We start from the raw sequence: 25,971 nt of genomic DNA on the forward strand, positions 1-25,971 counted from the left end.
TATAGAAGTATAGTTTTATAAAAAACTACCATAAAAAAAGAGCTACTAAAATAGCAGCTCTTTCAACCTAATTAACCAAATAACTAAAGTTCATTGCTTTTATGATTTAGTTACACGTTTGTTCCATTATTAAAAAGTCATTTTCTCTTTCCATTTCTAATCTATCATCATCACATTCAACCACTAACCAGTTTCCAGTTATTGCTTGAATATCTGCTCCTGCAACATTAGAAAATTCAACCCATACACCATCTTCATTTTGAGATGTAGACCACATTGCATCAATTGTTGTATTATCGTTATAAATTACTACAATACCATTACTTTCAAAATCAAAATTATAAACTATCAAGTCATCGCTTTCGTTGTAGTTTACTACATTCCATTGGCACTCTAATAAATAAGCATCTATCTCATCTTCGGTACAGCCTTCATCAGAACAGTCTTCAAGGTATAGTTCGATTTCTAAGACTTCATATTCATTTGGATTATCATTCAATTCAACTCTAACATAAATTGTTTGTGGATTCGTTGTATTTGTGTAAGCTTCAGCATTAGGAATTGCATTAACATTAGCATCAGCATCCATTAACAATTCATGAAAAGTAACTGTTACTGTATTATCTACATCACAATCATCATCTTCATACAATCCTTCATAAAGATTAAATACTTCATAACCATCATTCCCTTCATCACACATTTCAATATCTTCAGAATCTAAACAACTTAATGGGTTTTCATCATCCTCGGTAACACATTCACAATCTTCATTGATATAACCTTCTCCACCTGCTGGCGTAGTACAATCATCTCCATAATCTGCTTGTAAATCTTCACAATCGTATTCATCATCATCGTCGTCATCACACTCTTGTTCAAAAACTAAATAATCATTATTATCGTTTGCTAACTCAAATAAATCATCATCACAATAAACAACTTCCCAAGTTTGAGAAATAGCTTCATATGCTGAACCTATTTGTAGCGTAACAAAAACACCTTCATCTGTTAATTCAACATTCCATGTTCCTGTAAGTGTTGCATTAGGATCATTTTGCACTACTAATTGATTGTTTTCTCCAAAATGAAATTCATCAGATTGCACATTATCAAACAAATTAGTTGAAGCATACCAATAGCATTCTTGTAATGTCATCGAAACTTCTTGAGCAGAACAGTCTAAATCGTCTTCACATTCTTGCTCTAATTCAAATTGTATTTCCTCACCAGCTAAAGTTTCGTATTCAATTATAAATTCATCGTCATCGCACTCTACAACAACCCAAGAACCTTCTAAAAATTCATAAGCCGTTAAATCACTTACAACTATTTCTGGAAACCCTTCATTACTTGTAGACATATTCCAACTACCGCCAATAGCTTCAGTTGTATCTCCATTCATAATTTCTAAAGTACCATCTTCATTAAAGTATAATTCTAACTCATCTAAATCATCCATTTCAGGATAATCATTAATTGTCCAGAAACATTCAGTTAAGTACATATCTATATCTTCTACTTCACAATAATCATAGTAGTCATCATCACAATCATCTTCAGCAGCATCAATAGCTTCTTCAAGTTCTTGATTATTTTGTATTTCAACAGTTTCTCCATTAGCATAAACTAAGGTTACAGGATAATTTAAGCTTGCCAATACAGCACCTGAATCTGACTCTTCTAAATCTTCTAAAAAGTCATAAAGTTCTTCATCATTTTCAACAACTACAGTATCTATAACCTGAAACTCTGAATCATAAATTGAGAAAGATAAAGGATACTGAAAATCTATACATTCTATTACATCATCAGAATCATCTTCAATACAGTCTTCAACAAAACTCATTAATTCTTCTTGATCCTCAATTACTATCTCAGAATAATCATTTTGAATTATAGTAATTGGAAATAAATACTCTATATCATCTTCATCATCATCAAATTCATCAAAAATATCTTCTAGAATATCTAAATCATCTAATGATTCTATTGTAACAGTAATTCCATTTGCTATAATAGTAACTGGCAGTTCTATTGAAAAACAATCTGCCTCATCTAAAATATCATCTTGAGCTCCATCGTTAGATGTTGTTGCTCTCATAAGATTGACTAAAGGAGACTGAGGTACTATTGTCTCTTCTTGATTTGGGTCTGTTTGTTCAACAGTTTCATCTTGACAAGATGTAATAAAAAGGAGGGCAAAAAAGGTGAGGATTAATCCTGACTTGAAATTTAATTTCATAATTATTGGTTTTGTTAAACTTTGCAATTTTATCTATATAACAATCCAATTTAAAAAACTCCTACCCTAAAACTGAAAAAAATTAAAAATACTTTTTTATACATTTACAGCACCAAACAACCAATATGGCTAAAGACTTAAAAGATAATATATGTAACGAGACATTGTTCTCTTCTTTCTTTTCTAAGCATTCAAAAAATCTTCATGATTTTTTATACTATAAGTTTGGTGAACAATTTAACCCTCAAGATAAAGTACAAGAAGCTTTTATTAAGTTATGGGAAAATTGCGGCAGTGTAACACCTTCAAAAGCGAAATCTTTTTTGTTTACAGTAGCTAATAATTTAATGCTTAATGAAACGGCTCATAAAAAAGTGGTACTTAAGTATCAACAAACAAAGCCGAAGCATTATACTAATGAATCTCCAGAATTTATTATGGAAAGTGATGAGTATATGCAAAAGTTACAAAAAGCTATTTCAAATTTAAGTGAAGCGCAACGCACTGCTTTTTTATTAAACAGAGTTGAGGGTAAAAAACATAAAGAAATTGCAGCACTTTTAGACATTTCTACCAAGGCAGTAGAAAAGCGCATTTATGGTGCATTAAAAAAATTAAGAGAAGAAATTAAAGAAATCTAAAATTAAAGGTAGGAGTTTTTAATACTTAACTGTTATATAGGTGAAATGCATAAAATGAATAGAGAAGATTTAATAAAAAAATGGTTAGATGATGAATTAAATCCTCAAGAGCTTGAAGCTTTTAAACTGCTTAAAGATTCTGATGATTTAGTACGCTTATCTAATGCTGCAAAACACTTTAAAGCTCCAGAGTATAATGTTTCTGAAGAGCTAAAAACTGTTATGAAGTCTATTGATACTGCTCCAAAATCAACAAATTGGAAATCTCACATTTTACGTATTGCTGCTGTTTTAGTGTTAAGTATTAGTGTTTTTTATTACACCACAACTTTGGACACTACTATTGATACTTTAGCTGCACAACAAACTACTTTAAATCTCCCAGATGAATCTCAAGTAATCCTAAATGCTTTATCATCTATCACCTATAACAAGAAAAACTGGGACGAATTACGTGACGTCACACTAGAAGGTGAAGCTTATTTTAAAGTTGCTAAAGGTGCTACTTTTAACGTTAATACTCCTTCTGGAATAGTAAGTGTTTTAGGTACTCAATTTAAAGTAAAACATAGAAAAAACTTTTTTGAAGTTGTTTGTTATGAAGGCTCAGTGAGCGTTTCGCATAATTCAAAAAAAGCTGTTTTAAAACCAGGAAACAGCTACCTTATTATTGATGGGAATTACATTGCTACCGAAAAAGAAAATGCACAACAACCATCTTGGATAAATAACGAAAGTTATTTTAAAAGTTTGCCTTTCACTTACGTTCTACGTGAGTTTGAAAGGCAGTATAAGGTGACTATCAATTCTAAAGAGATTGATACTACTCAACTTTTTACTGGAAGTTTTACTCATGAAAACATAGATTTAGCTTTAAAATCTATAACTTTACCTTTAAACATTACATACGTACAAAACAACAACAATATCGTATTAACTCGTGAGTAGAAAACTATTAGTTTTTCTTTTTTGCACTTTATTTTTCATTAACGCTTTCTCATTAAAAGCGCAAGTAAATACTAATGACTTATTGCCACTAATTGATGTTTTAGAAACACTCTCTAAGCGTTACAATGTTTCTTTCACATACATAGACAGAACAATTGAAGGTAAATCAACTTATTTACCTCCAAAGGATATTACGCTTTCTGATGCACTCAGTTTAATTGCAACCCAAACACAATTATCTTTTACAACATTAGAAGATGGCAATATCATTATTAGAACTTCTGTAAGCACTACTGAATTCAAAACTCAGTTATTAGAAGAAATATTAGTTACCAATTATCTTACCAAAGGTATTGCTTTAAAAAATGATGGTGTCACACAAATAAAACCTAATTCGTTTGGGATTTTACCTGGTTTAATTGAGCCAGATGTATTACAAACCATACAAGCACTTCCAGGAATCACAAGTGTTGATGAACGTGTATCAAACGTTAATGTTAGAGGAGGAACACATGACCAAAACTTAATTCTTTGGGATGGTATCAAAATGTATCAATCTGGACATTTTTTTGGTTTAGTATCTGCTTTTAACCCTTATTTAACCGAAGAGGTTTTGGTTTCTAAAAATGGTACAAGTGCTATTTATGGCGATGGTGTTTCTAGTATTATTGACATGCGTAGTTCTAACCATATTTCAAACAAAACGCAAAGTGGTATTGGCGCAAACTTAATTAGTGTAGATGGTTATACAAAAATTCCGTTTAGTGATAAAACAGAACTACAGTTATCTGCTCGTCGTTCTATTACAGACATTTTAACTACGCCTACCTACGACCAATACTTTGAACGTGTTTTCCAAGATACAGATTTAACCAATCAAAATAATACTAGTATATCTAAAAATGAGAGTTTTTATTTTTATGATGTATCTGCAAAATTATTGCATGATATTTCTGCAAAAGACAAACTGCGTTTTAACTTTTTAAATGTTTATAATACATTAAAATACCAAGAACAATCTACCATTAACAATATCGCAGAAGCCTTAAATAGTAATCTCACTCAACGAAATTTAGCTGTAAGTATAGATTATTTAAGAGCATGGTCAGATAAAGTAAATACTAATGCTCAAATTTATTTTTCTAATTACGATTTAAAAGCCACCAATTTTGATGTTATTAATAACCAACGTTTAATACAAGAAAATGAAGTTTACGAAAATGGATTAAGACTTCAAGTAAACTACAATATTGAAAACAATCTAACTTATCTAGGAGGTTATCAATTTAATGAAACTGGCATTAGTAACCTTGAAGATGTTAACAATCCTATTTTTAGACGTTATATAAAAGAAGTTATTAGATCACACGCTTTAATTAATGAGGTGAAATTTACCTCAAAATCAAAAAACACTAGCGCCCGAATTGGTTTAAGAGCCAACTATTTTGAGAAGTTTTCAGAGTTTTTAATGGAGCCTAGAATTAGCTTCAATCAAAAGTTTTTAAACAATTTTAGAGTAGAGCTTTTAGCTGAAGTTAAAAGTCAAACCACCTCTCAAGTTATTGATTTACAAAACGATTTTTTAGGTGTAGAAAAGCGTCGATGGGTTTTAGCAAACAATGACAATATTCCTATTATAAAAAGTAGGCAAGCATCATTAGGGATACACTACAAAAAAAACAATTTAATCCTTAGTGTAGAAGCTTATACTAAAGATGTTGATGGTATTAGCACAAGAAGTCAAGGGTTCCAAAACCAATATCAATATGTAAATACTATTGGTAGTTATAATGTTAAAGGTCTTGATTTTTTAATAAATAAACAGTTCGACAATTTTAGTACATGGTTAAGTTATAGCTTTAGTAAAAATGATTACACTTTTAAAGACTTAAACTTTAATGAACCATTCCCTAATAATTTAGATGTTAGACATACAGCAACATTTGCAGGTACATATACTTACAAAGGGTTTAAATTAGCATTGGGAGCTAACTGGCGTACAGGGAAGCCATTTACTGGTGTTAATGAGAATATGCCGTTGCAAAACCCATCATTAATAAATTATGACACTCCAAATGGTGAAAATATAGATGATTATATCCGTACAGATATATCTACAACTTACAACTTTAATTTTAGTAAAAAAGTAACTGCAACTGCTGGATTTTCTCTATGGAATGTTTTAAACAGGAAGAACATTATAAACACCTATTACATTATTGATGATAATAATTCAATCTCTAAAGTTGAAAACACCTCATTAGGTATAACTCCTAATTTTAGTTTTAGAGTTAATTTTTAATTTACCTTCTAAAAAAGGTAGATTAATGATAAAACTGTATCTTTATTGTAATGAATTCCGTAAAGCTCATACATAAATGGTTATTTGCAGCTAGTGTATTGTTTAGCCTTGTTACTTACCAAGGTCACGCTAACACCTCTGCCTATTTTAGCAATCAAATTGCTTTGGTTGTTACAAATTCAAGCTCAACTTCCAGCCATTACAATTATTACTTAAAAACTAAAGCAAGCTGTATTAATAGCAGCTTATTATTACAATTTCATTTTGAAGGTTTATTACATGCTTCGCAAACTAACATTAATACACATTTTAAAAAACAAATAACTTTAATTAAAAATTTCCCACAGCAGTTAATACAATATAAAACACTAAAATCTACCAAATGTAAAACTGCAACACACCTTTTTCTAGGTTAACATTATTTAAGCAAGCAATGAGCTTGCCTCCTTTTTAGTTTAACCTAAACATTAATTTATGACATTTAAAAGATTAATGCGCCTTATTATTTTGGCGTTTATAATTGCATTTGCAAGTATATTGCCTATGCCAATTACATTTTATAGAAAAGACCATTTACCGAAAAACTTAATTGAACATGTTGAAAACATTGAAGAAGAAGACGATGAAAACGATGTAAAAGAATTGTTTTAAATTAAGTAAATATGTATTTCTACAAAAGAGTTTATTAGAATCACAACTACTAACAATACTCAAAAAAAAAGCCTCCAGAAATCTGGAGGCTTTTTTATAGTTTTTGCAATTAACTACCTTACATAGTCTTCTCTCGCTTCAAAATTATTTTTAAGATGTTCTATATTTAAGTACCACTCTGCAAATGTTTCAGGTTCGCTATACTTATCAATATGTGTTGGCATAATATGCTCTATGTTACTTTTATACTCAGTTACAATAGCATTAAATCGTGTTGAACTTAGTACTCCTGAATTCATTAAACTTTGAAAACGTGCGTCATACGTTTCTTTAAATTCTGGATTAGCATACATAATATTAAATAAATCTGTAATTGGATTTTGAGTAGGGTGATTGATAAAAGACATAGGCGAACTGTCAATATTTTGGGTTGCCACTAAATCTAAATCAAATAAAACAAACCTAAAAGGCCCATCATTAACCGCAAAAAAGCGTACGTTATTTTTTGGCCAATCTCTATTCCCAATATAAGATTCGAAAATCATGTAGTCAATAAAATTATCTACATCAATTTCATTACTTACGTAGTTATAATCACCATTTGCAATAGCAGCAATAAAGTTGTCTATTTTATCAAAATCACCATCTTTCTTTTCTACCATTCCGCCTTCAATAATTTTTGCTAATGTAATGTCGCTTTTACTCACACCATACAATCTAGACATACCATTGGTATTTGACTCAGTTCTCATATTCATAACTCCTAAAAAGGTGTTATTTACAAAAACAACAGTTTGTTCAGCATACATTAAATCAAGATTTAAACCAGCTTCAATTGCTAACTTGGTATAACTCATATCTTTTAACATTGTATGTTCAAAATCGTTTCCTGAGTTCCTAAACCTAAAAGCTTTCACTTTATCTAATGAATGGAAAGGTAAATTTTCAGGATCAATAAGTTTACGATCTTCATTATTGTATGTATCGTCAAACTTAACACCTAATGTCTTTAACGGAAATGCAGCGCTAAACGTTCCTTTTATTTGCACTTCAATCACTTCGTTTTCAATTAAAACCTCACCATCTTTATACAAATTTAAAGTACCTTCTATTTCAATATCCTCTTCATAATTAGCATACATTTCATCAAACTCAGCTTGATTTACAATAATATTTGCAACCTTTAAATTGGTATCAATATTTTCAGGAGTTAAGCTTTTATAATCTTGTACATTACCTTTAACATCATCATCATAACTTGTACATCCAAATACAATAGTTACTATTAATAAGCTATATATAAATTGTTTCATGGTTTTAGTCTTTTTTAGTCTTAGTTACTTTTCCTAATTTATAAATCACACCTAAGTACATTCCGTTTCTAGGACTACTAACTGTATATACATCCGGTGTACTATTAAGCATCCAATTAGTATAAAACGAAAACTGTAGTTTTTGGTTATAGACATATATTAATTTGGTAAGCAAATCATACCTTAAATTATCTTCACGTTTAAAGTCAATTTCATCAAAATCCTTATTATTTTCAATACTTGCTCCAACATTAAGCCTCCAAGTATCATCAATCTTATAACCAAGATATAAAGGCAATTGTATTTTTAAACTATTTGAAGTAAACTCAAGCGTTTCAATTTCCCTATTAGCTCTATTGTATTTACCATACAAACCTGTTTCTAAATAAAGTTTTTCGTTAAGTGTTTTCAAATAATTTACTCCTAAACGAATACCAAATGCATTAGCTGGTTCTAAATTTTCATTGTTCAACATCATGTCGGTTTGAAAGGCATAACCTAGATCTACCTCAACTTGAAATTCACTTTGAGAAAAAGTGAACATAGTACTCATTAAAAAGAGTAACAAACTTATTTTTTTCATTAACTGATTGATTTATTCGTGCCAAAAATCTTACTTTTTTTTGAACTAATAAAAAGTTTCATATTAAATTATTGTTAGTTGGTATATACACATTTTACTTATTGACAAAAAACATCAAAAACACTAACTTAGTTTCTCTAATTCATTACTTATCAAAATATCATGAAAAAAATAATAATACATTTTTTAATAGTAGCTATATGCAGTATTCCTTTTAATCAAGCAAACTCGCAAACTGAAAAACCAAACAATGACTTTATTGGACAATGGAAAACTGAAGATTCTTCCGTAAAAATGGTCATTTTCAAGGATAAAGATGGTTTATTTCAAATAGTAGCTTGGGATGCTAGCGATGGTGAAGAATTGGTAATTGAAGAATTTAGCTTTGATGATAAGGTCTTAAAAACAAAAGAAAAAATGCCTTCGACTGATTGGGAAACTTATAACACATATATCTTGGTAGATGAAAATAAAATTAAAAACATTATTAATGGTGATGGTAATGGCGCTATTATTTACCTCATTAGAATGAAATAAAAATTGAAACTAAACAAAAATACCTCCAGAAATCTGGAGGTATTTTTAATAGCTCTATTTTCTTAATCGCTTTCTAATATAAAAGAATGCTATAGTTGCTAATATTACAATTGGCCATAAGTGGATTATACCTAAAACAATACCTTCAATAATATTCCATCCAAAACCAAAACCTTCTTTACTTTTCGAGAAAAATGTTTTAGAGTAACTCTCTGGTTCTTCTTTATATTCAACCGTTTCGTACAAGTCTATTTGTATAGTGCTATAAGCTACTTTATTAGTTAAATATTTTAAACGCCCTTGAGCCGATTCTATTTCTTCTTGAATAATACGTAGCTTTTCTTCGGTAGCTAAAATGTCCTCAACAGTTTTTGCATTTTTACGCAAAATAGATTCATAGCGTTGCTTTACTTCTAACTTAGTTTTTAAGCGTGTATTTAAATCTACATACTCTTCACTTACATCTTTAGTGGTTATATTTTCGTACTCCACAAATTCTACCACACCATTAACAGAATCCATAAGCACATCAAAATACTCTTGAGGCACTTTAATTGTAAATCTATTTTCTATGCTATATAAATTATTCTCGAAACGTAAATCGGAAATATAAGCTTTGTACTTTCCTGCAAACAGTTTTATTTTATGAGTTGCTAATTTTACATTTCTTACTTTATACCTTGCACTAGCAGATTTAATAATTTTTAAATCTTTAGGCATTTTAATACTTGTATTAGTAGATAAAGCAACATCATCGTTTACATTTTCTGGAGCGAAAGCATTATATTCGTCAGTAACCTTTACATCTTCTAAAGCATAAGCTTCGCTTTTCATTGATTGATTACAAGACATTATAACGATGCTTAAGAAAGTAAATACACTAATTTTTAATACGGAATTGAATTGTTTTGCGTTCATAATTTTATATTTTTAAGAATTACATGAGCAAACCTATAGTCTATTGTTGTGTATGCTTTGAAAAGCTCTTGTAATACTTTTGTAAACTATTTTACAATCACATTTTCAACTGTATATCAATTAGATACAAGTAATTTGACAAACACAGAAAAACATTTATTTTCTACTTTAAAACAAGCTGTTGCCACTACATTTTTACAAAATTATAGTGCTCCTACTGCTATTGAAGATTGGAAAGGAGAAATAATTACTGCGTTTCAAGAAGACTTATTTAGTAAGGTTAAAGCTAAAGTAAGCGAAAAATGGTTTTACACCTATTTTAAAAATGACACCGAAAAACTACCACGTATTGACATATTAAATTTACTAAGCGTCTATGTTGGTTTTGATAATTGGGAAGCATTTAAGGCAGCTCACAGCAATGCTAAAACACCTTCTAAAAAAGGAAGTATTCCAAAAGTTATCGCTTTAATAATTGTATTAACAATGTTATTTGTTGTCACAAAACTATTTTCTAAAAACGAGTTCCATTTTTGTTTTGTTGACGAAGACAAAGGAGAAGCTATTACTAATATTGCATTAGATATTAAGGTATTTATAGAAAATGAATCGCCTTTATTTTTTAAAACCGATAGTTTAGGATGTTTTAATTACACGACAAAAGACGATAGAATTAAATTTGTAGTACAATCACCTTATCATAAAACAGATACTATTATTAGACATATTGATGCCAATAGCAATCAAACTGTAAAACTAAAAACAGATGATTATGCACTTATGTTAGATTACTATACTAATGGCAAAATAAAGGACTGGAAAAAGCGCAAACAACAACTGCAAAATTTAATTGCAGACAATGCACAGATTTACCAACTGTTTCCAAATAATATTGGTGTAGAAATTTACTCAAAAGATGATTTTATTAGAACACTTACCATACCAACACAAAGTTTAAAGCACATTAAAATACTTGGTAAACATTATAGTAACGGAAAGATTGTAAAACTTAAATTTATGATAGAATGAAAAAACTAGGATACATATTAAATTTTATGATTTTGGCTTCATGTATGAATAGTGCTAATGAAGCAGAAATGAAAAGTATTGAACCTGTTTTTGCAACTGAAAGTATGGACAATGATGACTTTTTTAGTTATACAGCTTCAGATTTTAATAACACGCAATTGGCAGCTCAAAAACTACAAGAGTACTACGATTTGTCGTTACTAAAACAGCAGCATCCTGAGTTTGAAAACGATATTAAACTACAACTTGAAAATTTAGGAGAACTAACATTAAACTTACCAAAAACTGCAAGATCAATTAACATTGATAGTGTTACTGAATTGAGCAAAGAAACCTTAACTGATTCTACAAAACGTATTGTTTTAAAATACACCTCAAACTCCGATCGTGGTAAAACAACTGATACCATTTCTGCTATAATAAAAACCAAAACTATTACAGTAGATAACCAACCCATTACTACTACAAAATTAAAGTTTAAAGAGCATTAAATTACGAAAGAATTTTCTTCTTGTTTAAATTAAAACTCACGATATTAGCTAACTAAATTGCTATAAAAACAACCTACATTTATGCGTTACATTTTTGGACTTCTACTCATTACGCTTTTTAGTACTAATATGCTTTATGCACAACCACAAAAAGGAAGATTTATTGATGCTTCAATTGGGTTTGGTATAAGTATTCCTTCGGATGATATTGATATTGAAGGCTCTGGTTTTTATGCGCAGGCAGAATATGTATTCGCTATAAAAAAATGGTTTGGTGTACGTCCTTATGCTGGTGTTATTTTTACATCACCAACAGAATCGGAAAATCCTTCATTATCAGAATATCGTGTATCATCTGATGCTTTAATGCTAGGTGGTAAAGCACGTGTATGTGCTCCAATACCTTGGTTTGCTCCTTATTTTGAAGTTGGCTTAGGCGCTTCCTTTGGTAAGTTTGAAACCTATACTCCTTTTGACAATATAGAAAAGAAAGGCGTTTTAATGCATATACCTTTAACTTTTGGTGTTGCTTTAGGTAAAAAACACAATGTAGAAATTGCCTTTTCATATTATTACCATCCAACTGCAAGTCAAGTAAATGGTGCCGCAGCTATTGGTATGAGTTTTCCTTTAAACTAAAGAAAAGACATCAAATATGCTTATAAAAATTGTTTTGCTACATTTATAAAATGAATGGATTAGACTATAGCATATCATTAAGAGAAAAAGGTCTTACTTCTAACCAAATAAAAGAAAAGATGAGAGCGAAAGGATTTGAGGAATCTCAAATTCAATTTTACTTAAAAAAATCTGATGAAATACATCTAGATAATCTGATTCACAATAGAAAACCTAAATCTGCTAAAAAAATAAAAAATGGTTTAAAAATGGCTGCTTTATTGTTTAGCTTTTTTCTTCTGTATTTAGTGTTTTTCGGTTATGCCACAATTGGTTTATTAGGCCTCTTTTTTATATGGAGCTTAATTCGCTATGGTTCTTATAGAAAATAAAGGTTATTATGATAAAGATTACTGTATTTTGAAAATCAAGAAAAATATATTTGAACCTCATTTTGAAAAACTAGCTTTAGAAGAGGGAATTGAAGTAGAAAAGAAATATGAATCTGCGAGTTCTAAGTTAATTACTTTTTTAGATATGGCTGACTATAATGACGATTTAAGAGTAAAGTCATTAAGCTTAAAGATTCCATATAAAAATAACATTATTTGTGTTCACTATGAAGTTGGTGATATTAAATTAGGAACAATAGAATCTGCTTTTTCTGAAATAAATAAATTACCACAATTTGATATAACAACAAGAAGCCATTTTAAACGATTAATCTTTAGAAATAAAAATATTCTAAAAGTAAATTCAAAAAAAGAAAAGTTTAAAAAACGCCTAGAAAAATTACTTTCAGAAACTGAGTTAGAATTAATAGCACGTAAAACATTGTTTTTACCAGAAACAAAAAGTATTAATTATAATATAAAGACTGAATTTTCATTATCTTTTGATGATAATCTTGAAGTGTTAATGCCTTTAATTAGCTTTTACAAGTCATTAATTGATTGGTCAAAAGAATAAGATTTATTTCTACGTATTGATTTTTTGTTGTGAAAACGCTAACTTCGTTTAACACTATATATAAATCATTAAAACGAGTTCATTTAAGCTCGTTAGTTACAATAGTTTAAATGATGAAAACATTTTTCTCTATATTATTTCTATTAATCAATTTAACCTGTATTTCTCAAACCATTCAAGATCGAGAAAGAATTGAGAAGGATTTTAAAGCCAAAGGTGATTTAGATTTGGTATTATTCAGACTAGACTCAATAGAAATAAAATCGAACTACTTGAGAGAAAATAATGTTTCATATGAAATCCTCAGATTTAAGATTTCGGGAATTGATAATGACGGAAAAATTATTTTTCATTCAATTTCTTGGAGTAACAAAATTCCAACTGAATTTAAACAAAAAATTACAAAATGTAACGAATGTAAAAGCATTAAAATAGATGAAGTAACAATTAGTTGGTTTACTGGAACAAATACTCTGACGTTAGAAAAGATTTGGAAAATAGAATAACTAAGGTAGTCAACAACACCTATAATTCAACGTGGTAGATTAACATAAAAAACCTCCAAATAATAATAATTTGGAGGTTTTTAATTTAATTCACGTTAATAGCGTCGTGCACCTAAGGTGTTGTACTTGATACTTGCAGCATCTTTCCGTTATAATATTTATGTCCATTTAATGAAAAATTGGCAATATATATAGCCATTTCTTGTGCAGTCGTTGGTGCTTGGTAACCAGGAAATGCTTCTTCTAACATTTCGGTTTGTACAGCTCCTAAGGCTAATACATTAAATGCAATTCCAGATGCTTTATATTCTTCGGCTAACAACTCTGTTAATGTAATTACAGCTCCTTTACTAGAACTATAAGCCGCTAATCCTGGGAATTTCATACTACCTTGTACACCTCCCATAGAACTAATAGTAACCACATGACTTTTAGCTTTCATAAAAGGCACCATAACTCTTGTTAACTCAGCCACTCCAAATACATTGGTTCTATAAACGTATTCAAAATCTGCCATGGTAGTTTCGTTAAAAGGCCTGTTTAAAAGTGTACCTGCATTATTAATTAATACATCTACTTGTTTCCAATTGTCTTCAACAAAAGCAGTTACTTTTTTATAATCTTCGGCATTACTTAAATCAAATGCCATAGAAGTAATATTATCGAAATTTAAATTACTTACTGGTTGTGCATTTCTAGATAATGCCAACACATTATGACCTTGACTAGCAAAAAGATGCACTAGCTCAAAACCAATACCTCTACTGGTTCCTGTTATAATTATATTTTTACTCTGCTGCTTGCTCATGCATTTGTATTTCTCTAGTTTCAGAATTTGTTATAGCTTCCATAGCAGGAGTTAACTTATTAATTAAGTTAGCCATAAATTCAAAATTCATTAATTCGGTTTCATCATCCACATGGTGATAATAATCAAAGTTAGACATATCACAAGATGATAATGTATGACATGGTAAATTAAACTCTTTATAAAATGGATAATTATCCGAACGCTTAAACAAACTATACTTTTTTGCTACCTCTGATTCACCTACAATATTTGAATTTGTATAAGCATTAATTTTTTCGGCCATATTAGACAACTCAAAACCTGTTGCTAGTACCTCATAGCCTCTATTATCAGTAAACGGTACACCAATCATTTCAAAGTTCACCATAGTATAAAGGTTTAGATTTTCTTCCTTTAACCTTTTAGCTAAATGACTTGAACCTAGTAATCCTCTTTCTTCTGCAGTAAATAATGCAAACATTACACTACGCTTATTACTCTTTTTTGTTGCAAAATATTTAGCCATTGCTAATACAGCAGCAGTTCCTGTAGCGTTATCATTTGCGCCATTTCCAATAGAATCGTTTCCAACCTTTCTACCAAACCCAATATGGTCATAGTGGGCTCCAATTATAACCACCTCATCTTTTAACTTATCATCATTACCTTCAACAAATCCAACAACATTAAAAGCATCCAAACTATCTACTTTAAAATTATCACGATACTCATTAAAGTATGGCTTAGCACCATATTCTACGAATCTATCTTCAATAAATTTAGCAGCAGACTCAATACCTTCTGTTCCAGTATCACGTCCTTTAAGTTCATCAGAAGCTAAAAAAGATACAGCTTCTTTTAATTCGTTACTTGTAATGGTTACTTCTTTTACTTTCTTAGTTTCAGATTTGTCTTTTTTACAGCTTAACACTAATAATAAGACTACTAATGGGAATATTTTTTTCATAAAGAATTTTGTTTGGGACTAAGATATAAAATCCTCGTATTCCATCATACAATTTATCTTCTATACATAAAAAAAGCCATTACAAATTGTAATGGCTTTTGTTTATTATATAAATCTCTGCACTTATACTAACATAGTTACAGGGTTTTCAATATATCCTTTTAAAGTTTGTAAAAACTGTGCTCCTGTAGCACCATCAACAGTTCTATGGTCACAAGCCATACATAACTTCATGGTATTTCCAGGTACTACTTGTCCGTTTTTAACAACTGGTTTTTGTACAATTGCTCCAACAGATAAAATTGCTGAATTTGGCTGATTGATAATAGATGTAAAACTTTCTATACCAAACATACCTAAATTAGAAATAGTAAATGTACTTCCTTCCATTTCGTCTAACGATAATTTCTTATCTCTAGCTCGAACAGCGTAATCTTTTACAGCAGCATTAATTTGTGGTAATGATTGCTCGTTAGCAAATCTAACCACTGGTACTACTAAACCATCTGGTACTGCAACAGCCACACCAATATGTACATGGTTATTTAATTTCATTCTGTCATCAAACCACTGAGAATTTACTTGTGGATGCTGACGTAATGCCAAAGCACATGCTTTAACAATCATATCGTTAAATGAAATTTTTGTATCAGGTAAAGAGTTATACTGAGTTCTAAATGCAATAGCATTGTCCATATCAAACTCCACATTTAAGTAATAATGTGGTGCTGTAAACTTAGATTTAGCTAAGTTTTTAGCAATAGCCTTACGCATATTAGAGTTTTTAACCTCATCAAAGTCTTCTTGACCTGTAGGTACAAACTTAGCAACAGAAGCAGATGATACAGCAGCTGGTGTAAAGTTTTCAATATCTCTTTTTATAATTCGTCCATTTTCTCCAGAACCTTGTACTTGTGATAAGTTAATTCCTTTTTCTTCAGCCATTTTCTTAGCTAAAGGTGATATAAACACACGTCCTGTTGATGTATTTACAACTGGCACAGGTGCTTCTACCTTAGTTTCTTTTTTAGGAGCAGCTTTTGGTGCTTCTTGTTTAGGAGCTTCTACTGATTGAGCAGTTTCAATTGAAAAGTTAGCAGCTACATTTGAAACATCAGTTCCAGCAGGACCAATAATTGCTAATAGGTCATCAACTTTAGCAGTTTCTCCTTCTTGTAAACCAACATATAATAAAGTTCCAGCATTGAAAGACTCAAACTCCATTGTTGCCTTATCTGTTTCTATTTCAGCAAGGATATCACCTTCTTCAACAACGTCACCAACTTGTTTTAACCAAGTAGCAACCGTACCTTCTTCCATAGTATCACTTAAACGTGGCATTGTTACTACAACTACACCTTCAGGAATTGCTACAGATTCTTGTGTAGGTTTTGATGCTTCAACTGGTGCTTCAACATTTTCTTGAGCAGGTGCTTCTTGGGTTGCTCCATTTAACAATCCAGAAATATCTTCTCCTTCATTTCCAATAATTGCTAAAAGTTCATCTACCTTAGTAGTTTCACCTTCTTGCACTCCAATATGCAGTAAAGTACCTTCATGAAATGATTCAAATTCCATGGTAGCCTTATCTGTTTCTATTTCTGCTAAAATATCGCCTTCTTCAACTTTATCGCCAACTTGTTTTAACCAAGCAGCAACCGTTCCTTCTTCCATTGTGTCACTCAAACGAGGCATTGTGATTATTTCTGCCATAGCTTATAATTTATGTGGTAAAAATGGATAATCTTCTTGTTCGTAAACTGCATCATACATCACGTTCTTTTCTGGCCAAGGTGAGTTTTCTGCAAATTCTTCACATTCTTTCACTAAATCTTTAACACGCTTATCCATTACAGCAATGTCATCTTCAGAAGCATAGTTATTTTCAAGAATGATATCTTTTACTTGTGTAATAGGATCAATTTTCTTGTACTCTTCTACTTCTTCTTTAGTTCTATAGTGTTGCGCATCACTCATAGAGTGCCCTCTATAACGATACGTTTTCATTTCTAAAAATGTTGGTCCATCACCACGACGAGCTCTTTGAATAGCTTCATCGAAAGCTTCAGCAACCTTTATTGGATTCATTCCATCAACTGGACCACAAGGCATTTCATATCCTAAACCTAGTTTCCAAACATCGGTATGGTTTGCTGTACGCTCTACCGAAGTTCCCATAGCATAACCATTGTTTTCACAAACAAAAACTACTGGTAATTTCCAGTTCATAGCCATGTTAAACGTTTCGTGTAAAGATCCTTGTCTAGCAGCACCATCACCAAAATAACATAATGTTACACCTCCAGTTTCATTATACTTATCTCCAAATGCCATTCCAGCACCTAAAGGAATTTGTCCACCTACAATACCATGACCTCCATAAAAACCATGTTCTTTAGAAAAGATATGCATAGAACCTCCTAGTCCTTGAGATGTCCCTGTAGCTTTACCATAAAGCTCAGCCATCACACGACGAGGGTCTACTCCCATTCCAATTGGTTGTACGTGATTACGGTAAGCAGTAATCATTTTATCTTTAGATAAATCCATAGCATGTAAAGCACCTGCTAATACTGCTTCTTGACCATTATATAAGTGAAGAAATCCTCTTACCTTTTGTTGAATATAAACTGCAGCAAGTTTGTCTTCAAACTTTCTCCAGAATAACATGTCTTCATACCATTTAAGATACGTTTCTTTAGTTATCTTTTGCATGTACTAGTTTCGTTTTAGTTTAGCGAACTACAAAAGTAACACTTTGCGTGATATTGCAAAAAGACTAAGGCTTAATTTTTTTCCGAAAACGTTATAGAACCGATTTATCGAAAACTAAAGGCAATAAATTAGCTAATGAACTGGATTTAACAACTTTTCCAGTTTCTCCCATAAAATAAATCTCGATAGCTTCTTTTTGCTTTACTTCATACTCAACAATAGCTTGCCTACATGCACCACATGGAGGAATTGGACTTGTTGTTGGGTTTATTCTTGAACCAGCAATAATAGCCATTCTTACTATTTTTTGATTTGGACACTTAGCTCCAGCATAATAAATGGCTGTACGCTCTGCACACAAACCAGAAGGATAAGATGCATTTTCTTGGTTACTACCATAAATAATTTCACCATTTTCTAATAATAATGCAGCACCTACACTAAACTTAGAATATGGCGCATATGCTTTATCTCTAGCTATTGATGCTTGTTCCATTAAATGTTGAACATCTTGAGGTATTTCGTTTAAGGAATCATAGACATAAAGTGTAGATTCTATTTTTACTTCCTTCATTATGAAATGTATTTAGACAAAAAAACTATTGTAAAAATACAATAGTTTTTGTGCTTATTAAACTTTGTTAATCTTAATATTCGCTATACTCGCCATCGCCAAAATTAAACGTCAATGAAAAACGCAATGTATTTTCTAATGGACTTTGCACTTTTGATGCAGAGAATAAGTAAGATAAATCTATATTAATCGTTGTGTATTTAAATCCTGCTCCTAAAGCAAAAAACTTTCTTGCTCCTTTTTCTTCAGATTCGTTAAAATAACCTGCTCTAAAAGCAAAAGAGTCTTGATATAAATATTCTGCTCCTAATGCCCAAGTAAACTCTTTTAACTCTTCACTAAAACCTCCAGGTGCATCACCAAAAGATTGGAAAACTCCAGAAATAAAACTAACATCTGTAGATTGCCCTTCAATGATAACATCATCTGTTTCACTAATAATTGTTTCTGGATTCTCATCAGATGGATCAAAAGTTCCATTACCATTTAAGTCATTAAACTCTCTTTCCACTCCAAGAATTGGAGGAGTTGGCACAAGTAATTTAGTAACCTCTGCTGTAACATTTACACGGTTATAGTCATCAAAAATAAAATCGAATCCTCCACCAAGTCTTAAGTTAGTTGGCAAAAAGTTTTCTCTACCAGCATCATCATACTTAATTTTTGGCCCTAAATTTTGTATTGCAAAACCAGCTCTCCAACGACCATTAAAATCATTATAGGCTTCTTCTTCACTTTGGTAAAAACCTGCAATATCTACCCCAAAAGAACCTGCTGCACTAGCATTTTGATCAACGGCTTGAATTCTTAAATCTGAACGTAAATAACGTAAAGCTACTGCCATAGAAAACTGATCTGCTAAACGTAAAGAGTAAGACGCATCAATAGTTAACTCGTTTGGCGATTCTAAAAGAGGTGTTGAAAATTCATCTTGTACAATTTCAATTTCACCTAAACTAAAATACTTGAAACTCGCTGCAAAAGCACTACGCTCGTTTATCCTATTAAAATAAGTAACATTACCTAAAAAGATATCGTTTACTAATTTACTTAAGTAAGGTGTATAACTAACTCCTATTCCAGATTTAGTTTCGGAAAATGCATATTTGGCTGGGTTCCATTGTTGCGAATATGCATCAACAGATGTAGCTACTCCTATGTCTCCCATTCCTGCTGCTCTAGCATCTGATGCAATTAAAAGAAATGGCACACCAGTTGTTATTACTCTACTATCGTTTGAATATGGAATAACTTCTGTTGCTGTTTGCGCATTAACTTTCGCGAAAAAACCTATTGTTATTAGGGCTAAAATATAGTTTTTCATATGTAAGAATTAAATTAAATTAAAACTCATTGAGCGTTAATTTATTAAGCAAATATAAATTATTATTATAGTATTACAAGTTTTTGAATCTTTTCAACACGCTTATTTAGATGATTTGACCGAACTATCAGTTTATATACATAAACACCCTTTCCTATTTTATCTCCAAAATCGTCTCTTCCATCCCAAACAATGTCTCTAGATGTTGAACTTGCATTTTTATTTCCTGCTCCTGTTTGACCATTAATTGTCTTTATTAATTTACCAGAAACTGTGAATATTTGTACTGAAACGTCTAAAACATCTGAACTATTGTGATTGAACCAAAATTCAGTATAATTAACAAATGGGTTAGGATAATTTAGTACGTTTTTAATTACTAAACTTTCATCCTTATCATATACCATAAATTGTATTTCTTGGGTAGATGAGTTATTATAAACATCCCAAGCTTTAAATGTCAATGTATGAAGACCAGGTTCTAACTCTCTAAAAGGATACGTTACTGTTCCTCTTTGGTAATCATCAACTTCTGTTTGATAATAATCATTCAATTTATATGGATTAGACTCGTCTCCATCTAGAATAGCTATTATATCATGACCAATACCACTAGCAGTATTTATTCCATTTTCATCGTACAACTTTGCTAATAATGAAGGCTCTTCATTTGTAATCCCTCCAGACACAAAGTTTTCGTCGTTCATATACAAACTTATGGTTGGACCAATATTATCTTCTTCAGCATTTTCATTTATCCCTCCAATTTTCACATCATAATTTGCGCCAGCATTATCGCCTAATGGACTTTCTGTTTTTGCATATAAACTTATTTTTCCATTACCCACTGGAATACCAATATCTCTAGGTACAATAAAATCAAAATTAAATTGTCCATTAGTAATAGTAGCTTGACCTCTAAAAATTATCTCTCCAAGCGTTGTATAATCTAGTATAATCAACTCATTATTTTCTTGTATTCCGTCATTACCTAAAGTAGAACGCTCAATTTCTTTATCATAAATTGTAGCTGTTAACACTCCATTATAATTAGTCAGTACATTTCCTGAGGCATCCACTACTTCTCCTTCTATTTCTGCTCTACTTAAAGCTTCTAGCACATCTGTATTTGTTCCTACAGGTTCATCATTAATTTTTGTAACTCTAATATCTGGTTTAGGGAATGCTAATTTTAATGCTGGATCTCCAATAAAAAACACTAATCTTCTTTGATCTATATCGTCAATAATTGGATCATTTTTTGTTAACCTCAATGCTTCAGCCATACTTGGATAATCATTAGAACCAAATGCAAATAAATACTTTTCTAGCGCTTGATTAAATGCTACACCAACACTTACAAATATTCGTCTAGTTGTAGTAATTAATCCAATAGCACCTCCATCTTTATTCCAAAAAAGATACTCTCCAGCTGTTGGCCTTAAAGGATTGTCAAATTTAGTATACTCACAAGTTACAGTTACAAAACAATTAAGTTTGCATTCATTTTTTAATTCCTGAGCATTGATTTTATCAAAAAGACGTTCCCTAGCAAGCCCATCTTCCCCTCCATGTCCAAAATAATTAATTACTAAGGCACCAACTTCAATGGCATCAAATATTGCTTTATTAACATCGGGATAACGAGTACCTCCTGCTGTTGACTCCTGTAAAAAAGAATCAGCATGTACCTTAGTTACATTAATAAATGGCTTTTCTTCGGTTACTAAATCTCCTATTTCATCAGTAGTCTCTTGAAGTATATTTTCCCAAGACTCATCAACATCGTCAGAAACAACAACAAAATTATTTCTCCATGCTCCATAAGTCTCAGTTTGATAATAAGATTCAACCTTATCAACCATTTCTTTTGCTCGTTGTGGGGTTTCTGCTAAAATTCTTCCTACAGCAATATCAAGTTTATCAGAATTAGACATTTCACCTTCATTATCATCCATCATTCCAAAGAAATCATCTGAAATATAAGATCCAGACAAACTAAAGCTACTTAAAGAGTGCCAGGACGGAACAATATTGGTATTTCCAGAAATCCTGTCTTTATAATCAAAAGAAGCATCTCCAAACAAGCACAAGTACTTCAACCTATAAGCATCAGAACTGGCGTTTTGATATACATATCTAACAAAGTTTCTGATAGCAGATATATCTTGACTACCTGAACTAAATTCTTGATAAATATCTTTTAATAAATATACTTTTGTATTTAAGTTATTATAAGTTCTATTAATCTCGGCTAACCGTTCTGCTTGTGACAGCATATCTTCTCTAGCTATTATTAAATAATCAACATCCTCAAATTGCCCTTGGTTATTTAAAAACACTGTTCCCTTTATATCTTGATTAACTACAGAAGAATTAGATTCTCTTTTAGGTGCATAATAATCTGAAGGGTCAACAACTTGATAACTCTTCAATTCCCCCAAATTAGCTTTAAAACTAAATGTTGTATTTGAATCTTGATTATTATAGCTAGTAATATCATATTGGTTAGTTACATCCCAAACTTCTGAAACTGCAGAAGCATTACTTATATTGTATTGCACTATACCTGATTCAAAGGGTGTACTATTATGTTTGAATAAAAATTGATTTCCTAAATGCGTTAATGCTCTTTCAGCCTCAATAGAAATATAATCTAAATAACCAATTGCAGATGGGTTTCCGTTATTGTTATAATTTAAGTTAATTACAATTTCACCTGAACTTACAGCCAATTCACCATTAAATACGTCCTCATGCGCTAAAATTGGCTCATCAATTTCATCATAGAAAAAATTATCAACTTCAACATTATTAACTTTTAACAACATAGATGTTTGAGATTCGCCAACAGCTGCAGTATAAACTTTAAGCTTTATTGGTTCATTAGTAATTATATTTGGAAAACTAAAATTAAATGTCTGATCGTTCTCAAAATAGAATCGATCTCCAAACCATCTCCTACCTAATTTTGCTATATTATATTCATCATTTTCATAGAATTGATAGTCATGAAAAGTTTCTAAAATTAAATTAGGTTCAGCTTCAGGCTGAGAGGCTTCTTCAATCCTTTTGCCAAATCCTGAGTTTACATTTATATAATAGTAAGCTCTATCTGAATATAAATTAATATGTGTATTACTTTCTTGATTGTATCCGTTTGGTCCTACTGCATACATTAATATATAGTCATTAGAATTGAATACACCATCTTCTTCGCCTACAACCTTTACTGCATTTTCAACCATATCTAATTGAAAATTTGCATTATTTGCTAAAGGCAACATTTGACCTCCGTTTCCAAATACCCTTATACTCCTTGGATCTACATTATTTACGTTTACACCTAAATTTCGTAAAAAATTTCTAGACAACTTATACACTCCAGTAGTATCAACATAAAAACGATACCATTCTCCATTACTTAAAACTGAATTTGTAATTTCTTGACTATTTTGTCCATTTCGGCTAAAACTATTATTACTGTAATTAACAGAAAAACTATTTACTCTTTTAAATATTCCATTTTCTTTAATAATAGGACTAATCTCAACATAGCCTTTTTTATCATCTCTAGAAATAGCATTTTTAACCTTAAACATTAAAGTTTTAGGAATTGATTTTCTGTTTATATCCTTTAATTCACTTTCGCTAATATTGCTATAACTTACATTTGTAATTGTAGCAGTCCTTTCGTTAATTAATGAACTTATATCCCATTGAGCGACAAACATCAATCCAGTTTCAAAGTCATAATTAAAAGTTCCATTATCAAAATAAGGTACTTCTAACGTTTTTGACTCTGTTCCAATAGTTTTTGTACCATTCCAATTTATAGTAAATGTTTGCTGTTGAGAATAACTAAATAAAAATGATAAGGTAATTACTGAGAAAATAATCTTTTTCATAAAACACTAAACGTTGTTTTTATATGGATATTATAGTAATTTAAATTTTAGCCAAATTTACAATAATAAATTATCAATACTTGCGTTTTAGATAAACAAAATTCCATAATCAACGGTCAAAAAATCCGTTATTATGTTATAAAAACAGGATGAAATGCATTAATTTTTATTGCATTTTAGTAAAAAAAGCTTGTAATATTGGGTTTAATCACTATATTGCATCACCAAAAAAATAATCGACTTTACGAAAAACCGTATGGATATGAAAAACGTCACAACATTAAGGATAATGCTAGTTTTAGCACTTTCATTATCAATGTTTAGTTGTAAAAAATCTTCAAGCTCAAAAAACAGTTCAAGAGCTACAGGCTGGAAAATTAATGCTAAAGAAGGTGGATTTCAATACAATACAAACTTTAAAGAGCAAGAAACTGCTCCTGGTTTAGTATTTGTTGAAGGTGGAACTTTCACAATGGGAAAAGTTCAAGATGATGTTATGCATGATTGGAATAACTCTCCAAATCAACAACATGTTCAGTCATTTTACATGGATGAAACTGAGGTTACTAACGTTATGTATTTAGAGTATCTTGATTGGATTAAACGTGTTTATCCACCAGAAAACCCTGAATTTAAAGCTATTTATGATGGTGCTGTTCCAGACACATTAGTATGGAGAAACCGTTTAGGATATAGTGAAATGATGGTTGAAAACTATTTACGCCACCCAGGATATGCTGAATATCCAGTTGTTGGTGTAAGTTGGATTCAAGCTGTTGAATTTGCTAACTGGCGTTCAGATCGTGTTGCAGAAATGGGATTACAAGAGGCTGGTTACTTAAAAAGAGATTCTCATATTACTGATGTGAATTCTGATAGTAGTTTTAGTATTGACACATACATCAATTCTCCAACTGATACATATGGTGGAAATGAAGATGTATTAAAAGGAGGAAAAAGAAAAGCTCAAACAGATGCTGAAGGAAACGAAATAAACGTTTATGCTAATCGTGAAACTGGTGCTATCCAATTAAAATACAGACTACCAACTGAAGCAGAGTGGGAATACGCTGCATTAGGTTTAACAGAGTTAAGAAGCTACAATGTACATAGAGGTCGTAAAAAATACCCTTGGGATGGTCAATACACAAGGACAGGAAAACGTAAAGTTCGTGGTGACCAATTAGCTAACTTTAAGCAAGGTAAAGGTGATTACGGTGGAATTGCTGGATGGTCTGATGATGGTGCAGATATTACTGCTGAAGTGAAATCATACGAGCCAAATGATTATGGTTTATATGATATGGCTGGAAACGTTGCTGAATGGGTAGCTGATGTTTACAGACCAATTGTTGATGATGAGTTTAACGATTTTGGATACTATAGAGGTAATGTTTACACTAAGAATGCTATTAATGATGATGGTACTCTTAAAATTATTACTGCTGATGAAATTCAATACGACACACTTCCAAACGGAAAATTAATCGCTAGAGCTTTACCAGGACAAATTGCTAAAGTTGCTGTTGATGAAAACGAAACGTATTTAAGAACAAACTTTGATACTAGTGACAACAGAAACTATAGAGATGGTGACAAAAGATCTTCAAGATTCTTTGACGATTTTGATGATGAAGGTACAGATGCTAACCAAACAAGAAAAATGTATAACTCTCCAAAGCATAATGTTGAAACAGATTCTTCTGGAACGATGTTAAGAGAATATGACCAATCAAACTCAAGAACATCATTAATTAACGATGAAGTAAGAGTTTACAAAGGTGGTTCATGGAAAGATAGAGAGTATTGGTTAGATCCTGCTCAACGTAGATACTTCCCACAAGATATGGCAACTGACTACATTGGATTTAGATGTGCAATGTCAAGAGTTGGTTCAAAATCTAAAGGAGTTAAAAAGAAAAACTAAGGTTTTTAATCTTTA

At 31.0% G+C, this 25,971-nt stretch carries 24 protein-coding genes; 13 read left to right on the plus strand and 11 right to left on the minus strand.

The features are described from left to right. Positions 1-106 precede the first annotated feature (106 nt). The gene (locus tag ACLII3_RS02865; protein ID WP_412986332.1) at positions 107-2,245 is read right to left on the minus strand and encodes a hypothetical protein; all 2,139 of its coding nucleotides are present in this window, start codon (positions 2,243-2,245) and stop codon (positions 107-109) included. A gap of 125 nt (positions 2,246-2,370) precedes the next feature. On the opposite strand from ACLII3_RS02865, the gene ACLII3_RS02870 reads away from it, so the two are divergent. The 5 genes from ACLII3_RS02870 to ACLII3_RS02890 are packed head-to-tail and all read left to right on the plus strand — an operon-like array spanning position 2,371 to position 6,787. Next, on the plus strand, positions 2,371-2,886 hold the full coding sequence (locus ACLII3_RS02870; protein ID WP_412986333.1) for an RNA polymerase sigma factor: 516 nt from the start codon (positions 2,371-2,373) through the stop codon (positions 2,884-2,886). Between the two features lie 54 nt (positions 2,887-2,940). Further along, a complete protein-coding gene (locus tag ACLII3_RS02875) occupies positions 2,941-3,834 on the plus strand; it encodes a FecR family protein (RefSeq protein WP_412986334.1) in 894 nt (297 codons plus the stop codon). Next, the gene (locus tag ACLII3_RS02880; RefSeq protein WP_412986336.1) at positions 3,827-6,136 is read left to right on the plus strand and encodes a TonB-dependent receptor plug domain-containing protein; all 2,310 of its coding nucleotides are present in this window, start codon (positions 3,827-3,829) and stop codon (positions 6,134-6,136) included. Before ACLII3_RS02875 ends, ACLII3_RS02880 begins: the two co-directional genes overlap by 8 nt. A 50-nt stretch (positions 6,137-6,186) precedes the next feature. Continuing rightward, positions 6,187-6,552 carry a hypothetical protein gene (locus ACLII3_RS02885; RefSeq protein WP_412986338.1) on the plus strand — a complete coding sequence of 122 codons (366 nt, stop codon included), beginning with the start codon at positions 6,187-6,189 and terminating at the stop codon, positions 6,550-6,552. 58 nt (positions 6,553-6,610) lie between these two features. Further along, positions 6,611-6,787, plus strand: a complete 177-nt coding sequence (locus tag ACLII3_RS02890) for a hypothetical protein (protein WP_412986340.1) — start codon at positions 6,611-6,613, stop codon at positions 6,785-6,787. 113 nt (positions 6,788-6,900) lie between these two features. On the opposite strand, the gene ACLII3_RS02895 is transcribed toward ACLII3_RS02890, so the two are convergent. Next, on the minus strand, positions 6,901-8,100 hold the full coding sequence (locus tag ACLII3_RS02895; protein WP_412986342.1) for a CotH kinase family protein: 1,200 nt from the start codon (positions 8,098-8,100) through the stop codon (positions 6,901-6,903). Between the two features lie 4 nt (positions 8,101-8,104). Beyond that, positions 8,105-8,683 carry an outer membrane beta-barrel protein gene (locus ACLII3_RS02900; RefSeq protein ID WP_412986343.1) on the minus strand — a complete coding sequence of 193 codons (579 nt, stop codon included), beginning with the start codon at positions 8,681-8,683 and terminating at the stop codon, positions 8,105-8,107. 162 nt (positions 8,684-8,845) lie between these two features. Between ACLII3_RS02900 and ACLII3_RS02905 the strand changes: the two genes are divergently transcribed. Continuing rightward, on the plus strand, positions 8,846-9,220 hold the full coding sequence (locus ACLII3_RS02905) for a hypothetical protein (protein ID WP_412986344.1): 375 nt from the start codon (positions 8,846-8,848) through the stop codon (positions 9,218-9,220). Positions 9,221-9,274: 54 nt separating this feature from the next. Here ACLII3_RS02905 and ACLII3_RS02910 read toward each other — a convergent pair whose 3' ends face one another. Beyond that, positions 9,275-10,138 (minus strand): DUF4349 domain-containing protein, encoded by an 864-nt coding sequence (locus ACLII3_RS02910; protein WP_412986346.1) that lies wholly within the window; start codon positions 10,136-10,138, stop codon positions 9,275-9,277. Between the two features lie 135 nt (positions 10,139-10,273). Here ACLII3_RS02910 and ACLII3_RS02915 point away from each other — a divergent pair, with 135 nt between their 5' ends. The 6 genes from ACLII3_RS02915 to ACLII3_RS02940 all read left to right on the plus strand — a co-directional run bounded on the left by ACLII3_RS02915 (position 10,274) and on the right by ACLII3_RS02940 (position 13,751). Continuing rightward, a complete protein-coding gene (locus ACLII3_RS02915; RefSeq protein ID WP_412986348.1) occupies positions 10,274-11,167 on the plus strand; it encodes a hypothetical protein in 894 nt (297 codons plus the stop codon). Next, positions 11,164-11,658, plus strand: coding sequence for a hypothetical protein (locus ACLII3_RS02920; protein WP_412986349.1), 495 nt, complete (start codon positions 11,164-11,166; stop codon positions 11,656-11,658). The genes ACLII3_RS02915 and ACLII3_RS02920 overlap by 4 nt, the downstream gene beginning before the upstream one ends. Positions 11,659-11,739: 81 nt before the next feature. Then, positions 11,740-12,297, plus strand: a complete 558-nt coding sequence (locus ACLII3_RS02925; RefSeq protein WP_412986351.1) for a hypothetical protein — start codon at positions 11,740-11,742, stop codon at positions 12,295-12,297. A 50-nt stretch (positions 12,298-12,347) separates the two neighbouring features. Further along, a complete protein-coding gene (locus tag ACLII3_RS02930; protein WP_412986353.1) occupies positions 12,348-12,668 on the plus strand; it encodes a hypothetical protein in 321 nt (106 codons plus the stop codon). Positions 12,669-12,696: 28 nt separating this feature from the next. Further along, complete coding sequence (locus tag ACLII3_RS02935) at positions 12,697-13,245, plus strand: hypothetical protein (RefSeq protein WP_412986355.1); 549 nt, start codon at positions 12,697-12,699, stop codon at positions 13,243-13,245. 110 nt (positions 13,246-13,355) lie between these two features. After that, positions 13,356-13,751, plus strand: a complete 396-nt coding sequence (locus ACLII3_RS02940; RefSeq protein WP_412986357.1) for a hypothetical protein — start codon at positions 13,356-13,358, stop codon at positions 13,749-13,751. Positions 13,752-13,863: 112 nt separating this feature from the next. Here ACLII3_RS02940 and ACLII3_RS02945 read toward each other — a convergent pair whose 3' ends face one another. The 7 genes from ACLII3_RS02945 to porU form a co-directional block, all read right to left on the minus strand. Continuing rightward, complete coding sequence (locus ACLII3_RS02945; protein ID WP_412986359.1) at positions 13,864-14,559, minus strand: SDR family NAD(P)-dependent oxidoreductase; 696 nt, start codon at positions 14,557-14,559, stop codon at positions 13,864-13,866. After that, the gene (locus tag ACLII3_RS02950) at positions 14,540-15,508 is read right to left on the minus strand and encodes a M28 family peptidase (protein WP_412986361.1); all 969 of its coding nucleotides are present in this window, start codon (positions 15,506-15,508) and stop codon (positions 14,540-14,542) included. Before ACLII3_RS02950 ends, ACLII3_RS02945 begins: the two co-directional genes overlap by 20 nt. Positions 15,509-15,631: 123 nt before the next feature. Next, positions 15,632-17,221, minus strand: coding sequence for a 2-oxo acid dehydrogenase subunit E2 (locus tag ACLII3_RS02955; protein WP_412986363.1), 1,590 nt, complete (start codon positions 17,219-17,221; stop codon positions 15,632-15,634). A gap of 3 nt (positions 17,222-17,224) precedes the next feature. Beyond that, a complete protein-coding gene (gene pdhA / locus ACLII3_RS02960) occupies positions 17,225-18,223 on the minus strand; it encodes a pyruvate dehydrogenase (acetyl-transferring) E1 component subunit alpha (protein ID WP_412986365.1) in 999 nt (332 codons plus the stop codon). 91 nt (positions 18,224-18,314) lie between these two features. Beyond that, on the minus strand, positions 18,315-18,797 hold the full coding sequence (cdd, locus tag ACLII3_RS02965) for a cytidine deaminase (RefSeq protein WP_412986367.1): 483 nt from the start codon (positions 18,795-18,797) through the stop codon (positions 18,315-18,317). 73 nt (positions 18,798-18,870) lie between these two features. Then, positions 18,871-20,121: a type IX secretion system outer membrane channel protein PorV gene (gene porV / locus ACLII3_RS02970; RefSeq protein WP_412986369.1), complete on the minus strand. Its 1,251-nt coding sequence runs from the start codon at positions 20,119-20,121 to the stop codon at positions 18,871-18,873. A 65-nt stretch (positions 20,122-20,186) separates the two neighbouring features. Continuing rightward, on the minus strand, positions 20,187-24,029 hold the full coding sequence (gene porU / locus ACLII3_RS02975; RefSeq protein ID WP_412986371.1) for a type IX secretion system sortase PorU: 3,843 nt from the start codon (positions 24,027-24,029) through the stop codon (positions 20,187-20,189). A gap of 256 nt (positions 24,030-24,285) precedes the next feature. On the opposite strand from porU, the gene gldJ reads away from it, so the two are divergent. Beyond that, positions 24,286-25,956, plus strand: coding sequence for a gliding motility lipoprotein GldJ (gene gldJ / locus ACLII3_RS02980; RefSeq protein WP_412986373.1), 1,671 nt, complete (start codon positions 24,286-24,288; stop codon positions 25,954-25,956). The last annotated feature ends 15 nt before the right edge of the window (positions 25,957-25,971 follow it).

The organism is Pontimicrobium sp. IMCC45349 (assembly GCF_047219225.1).
Classification (GTDB): Bacteria; Bacteroidota; Bacteroidia; order Flavobacteriales; family Flavobacteriaceae; genus IMCC45349.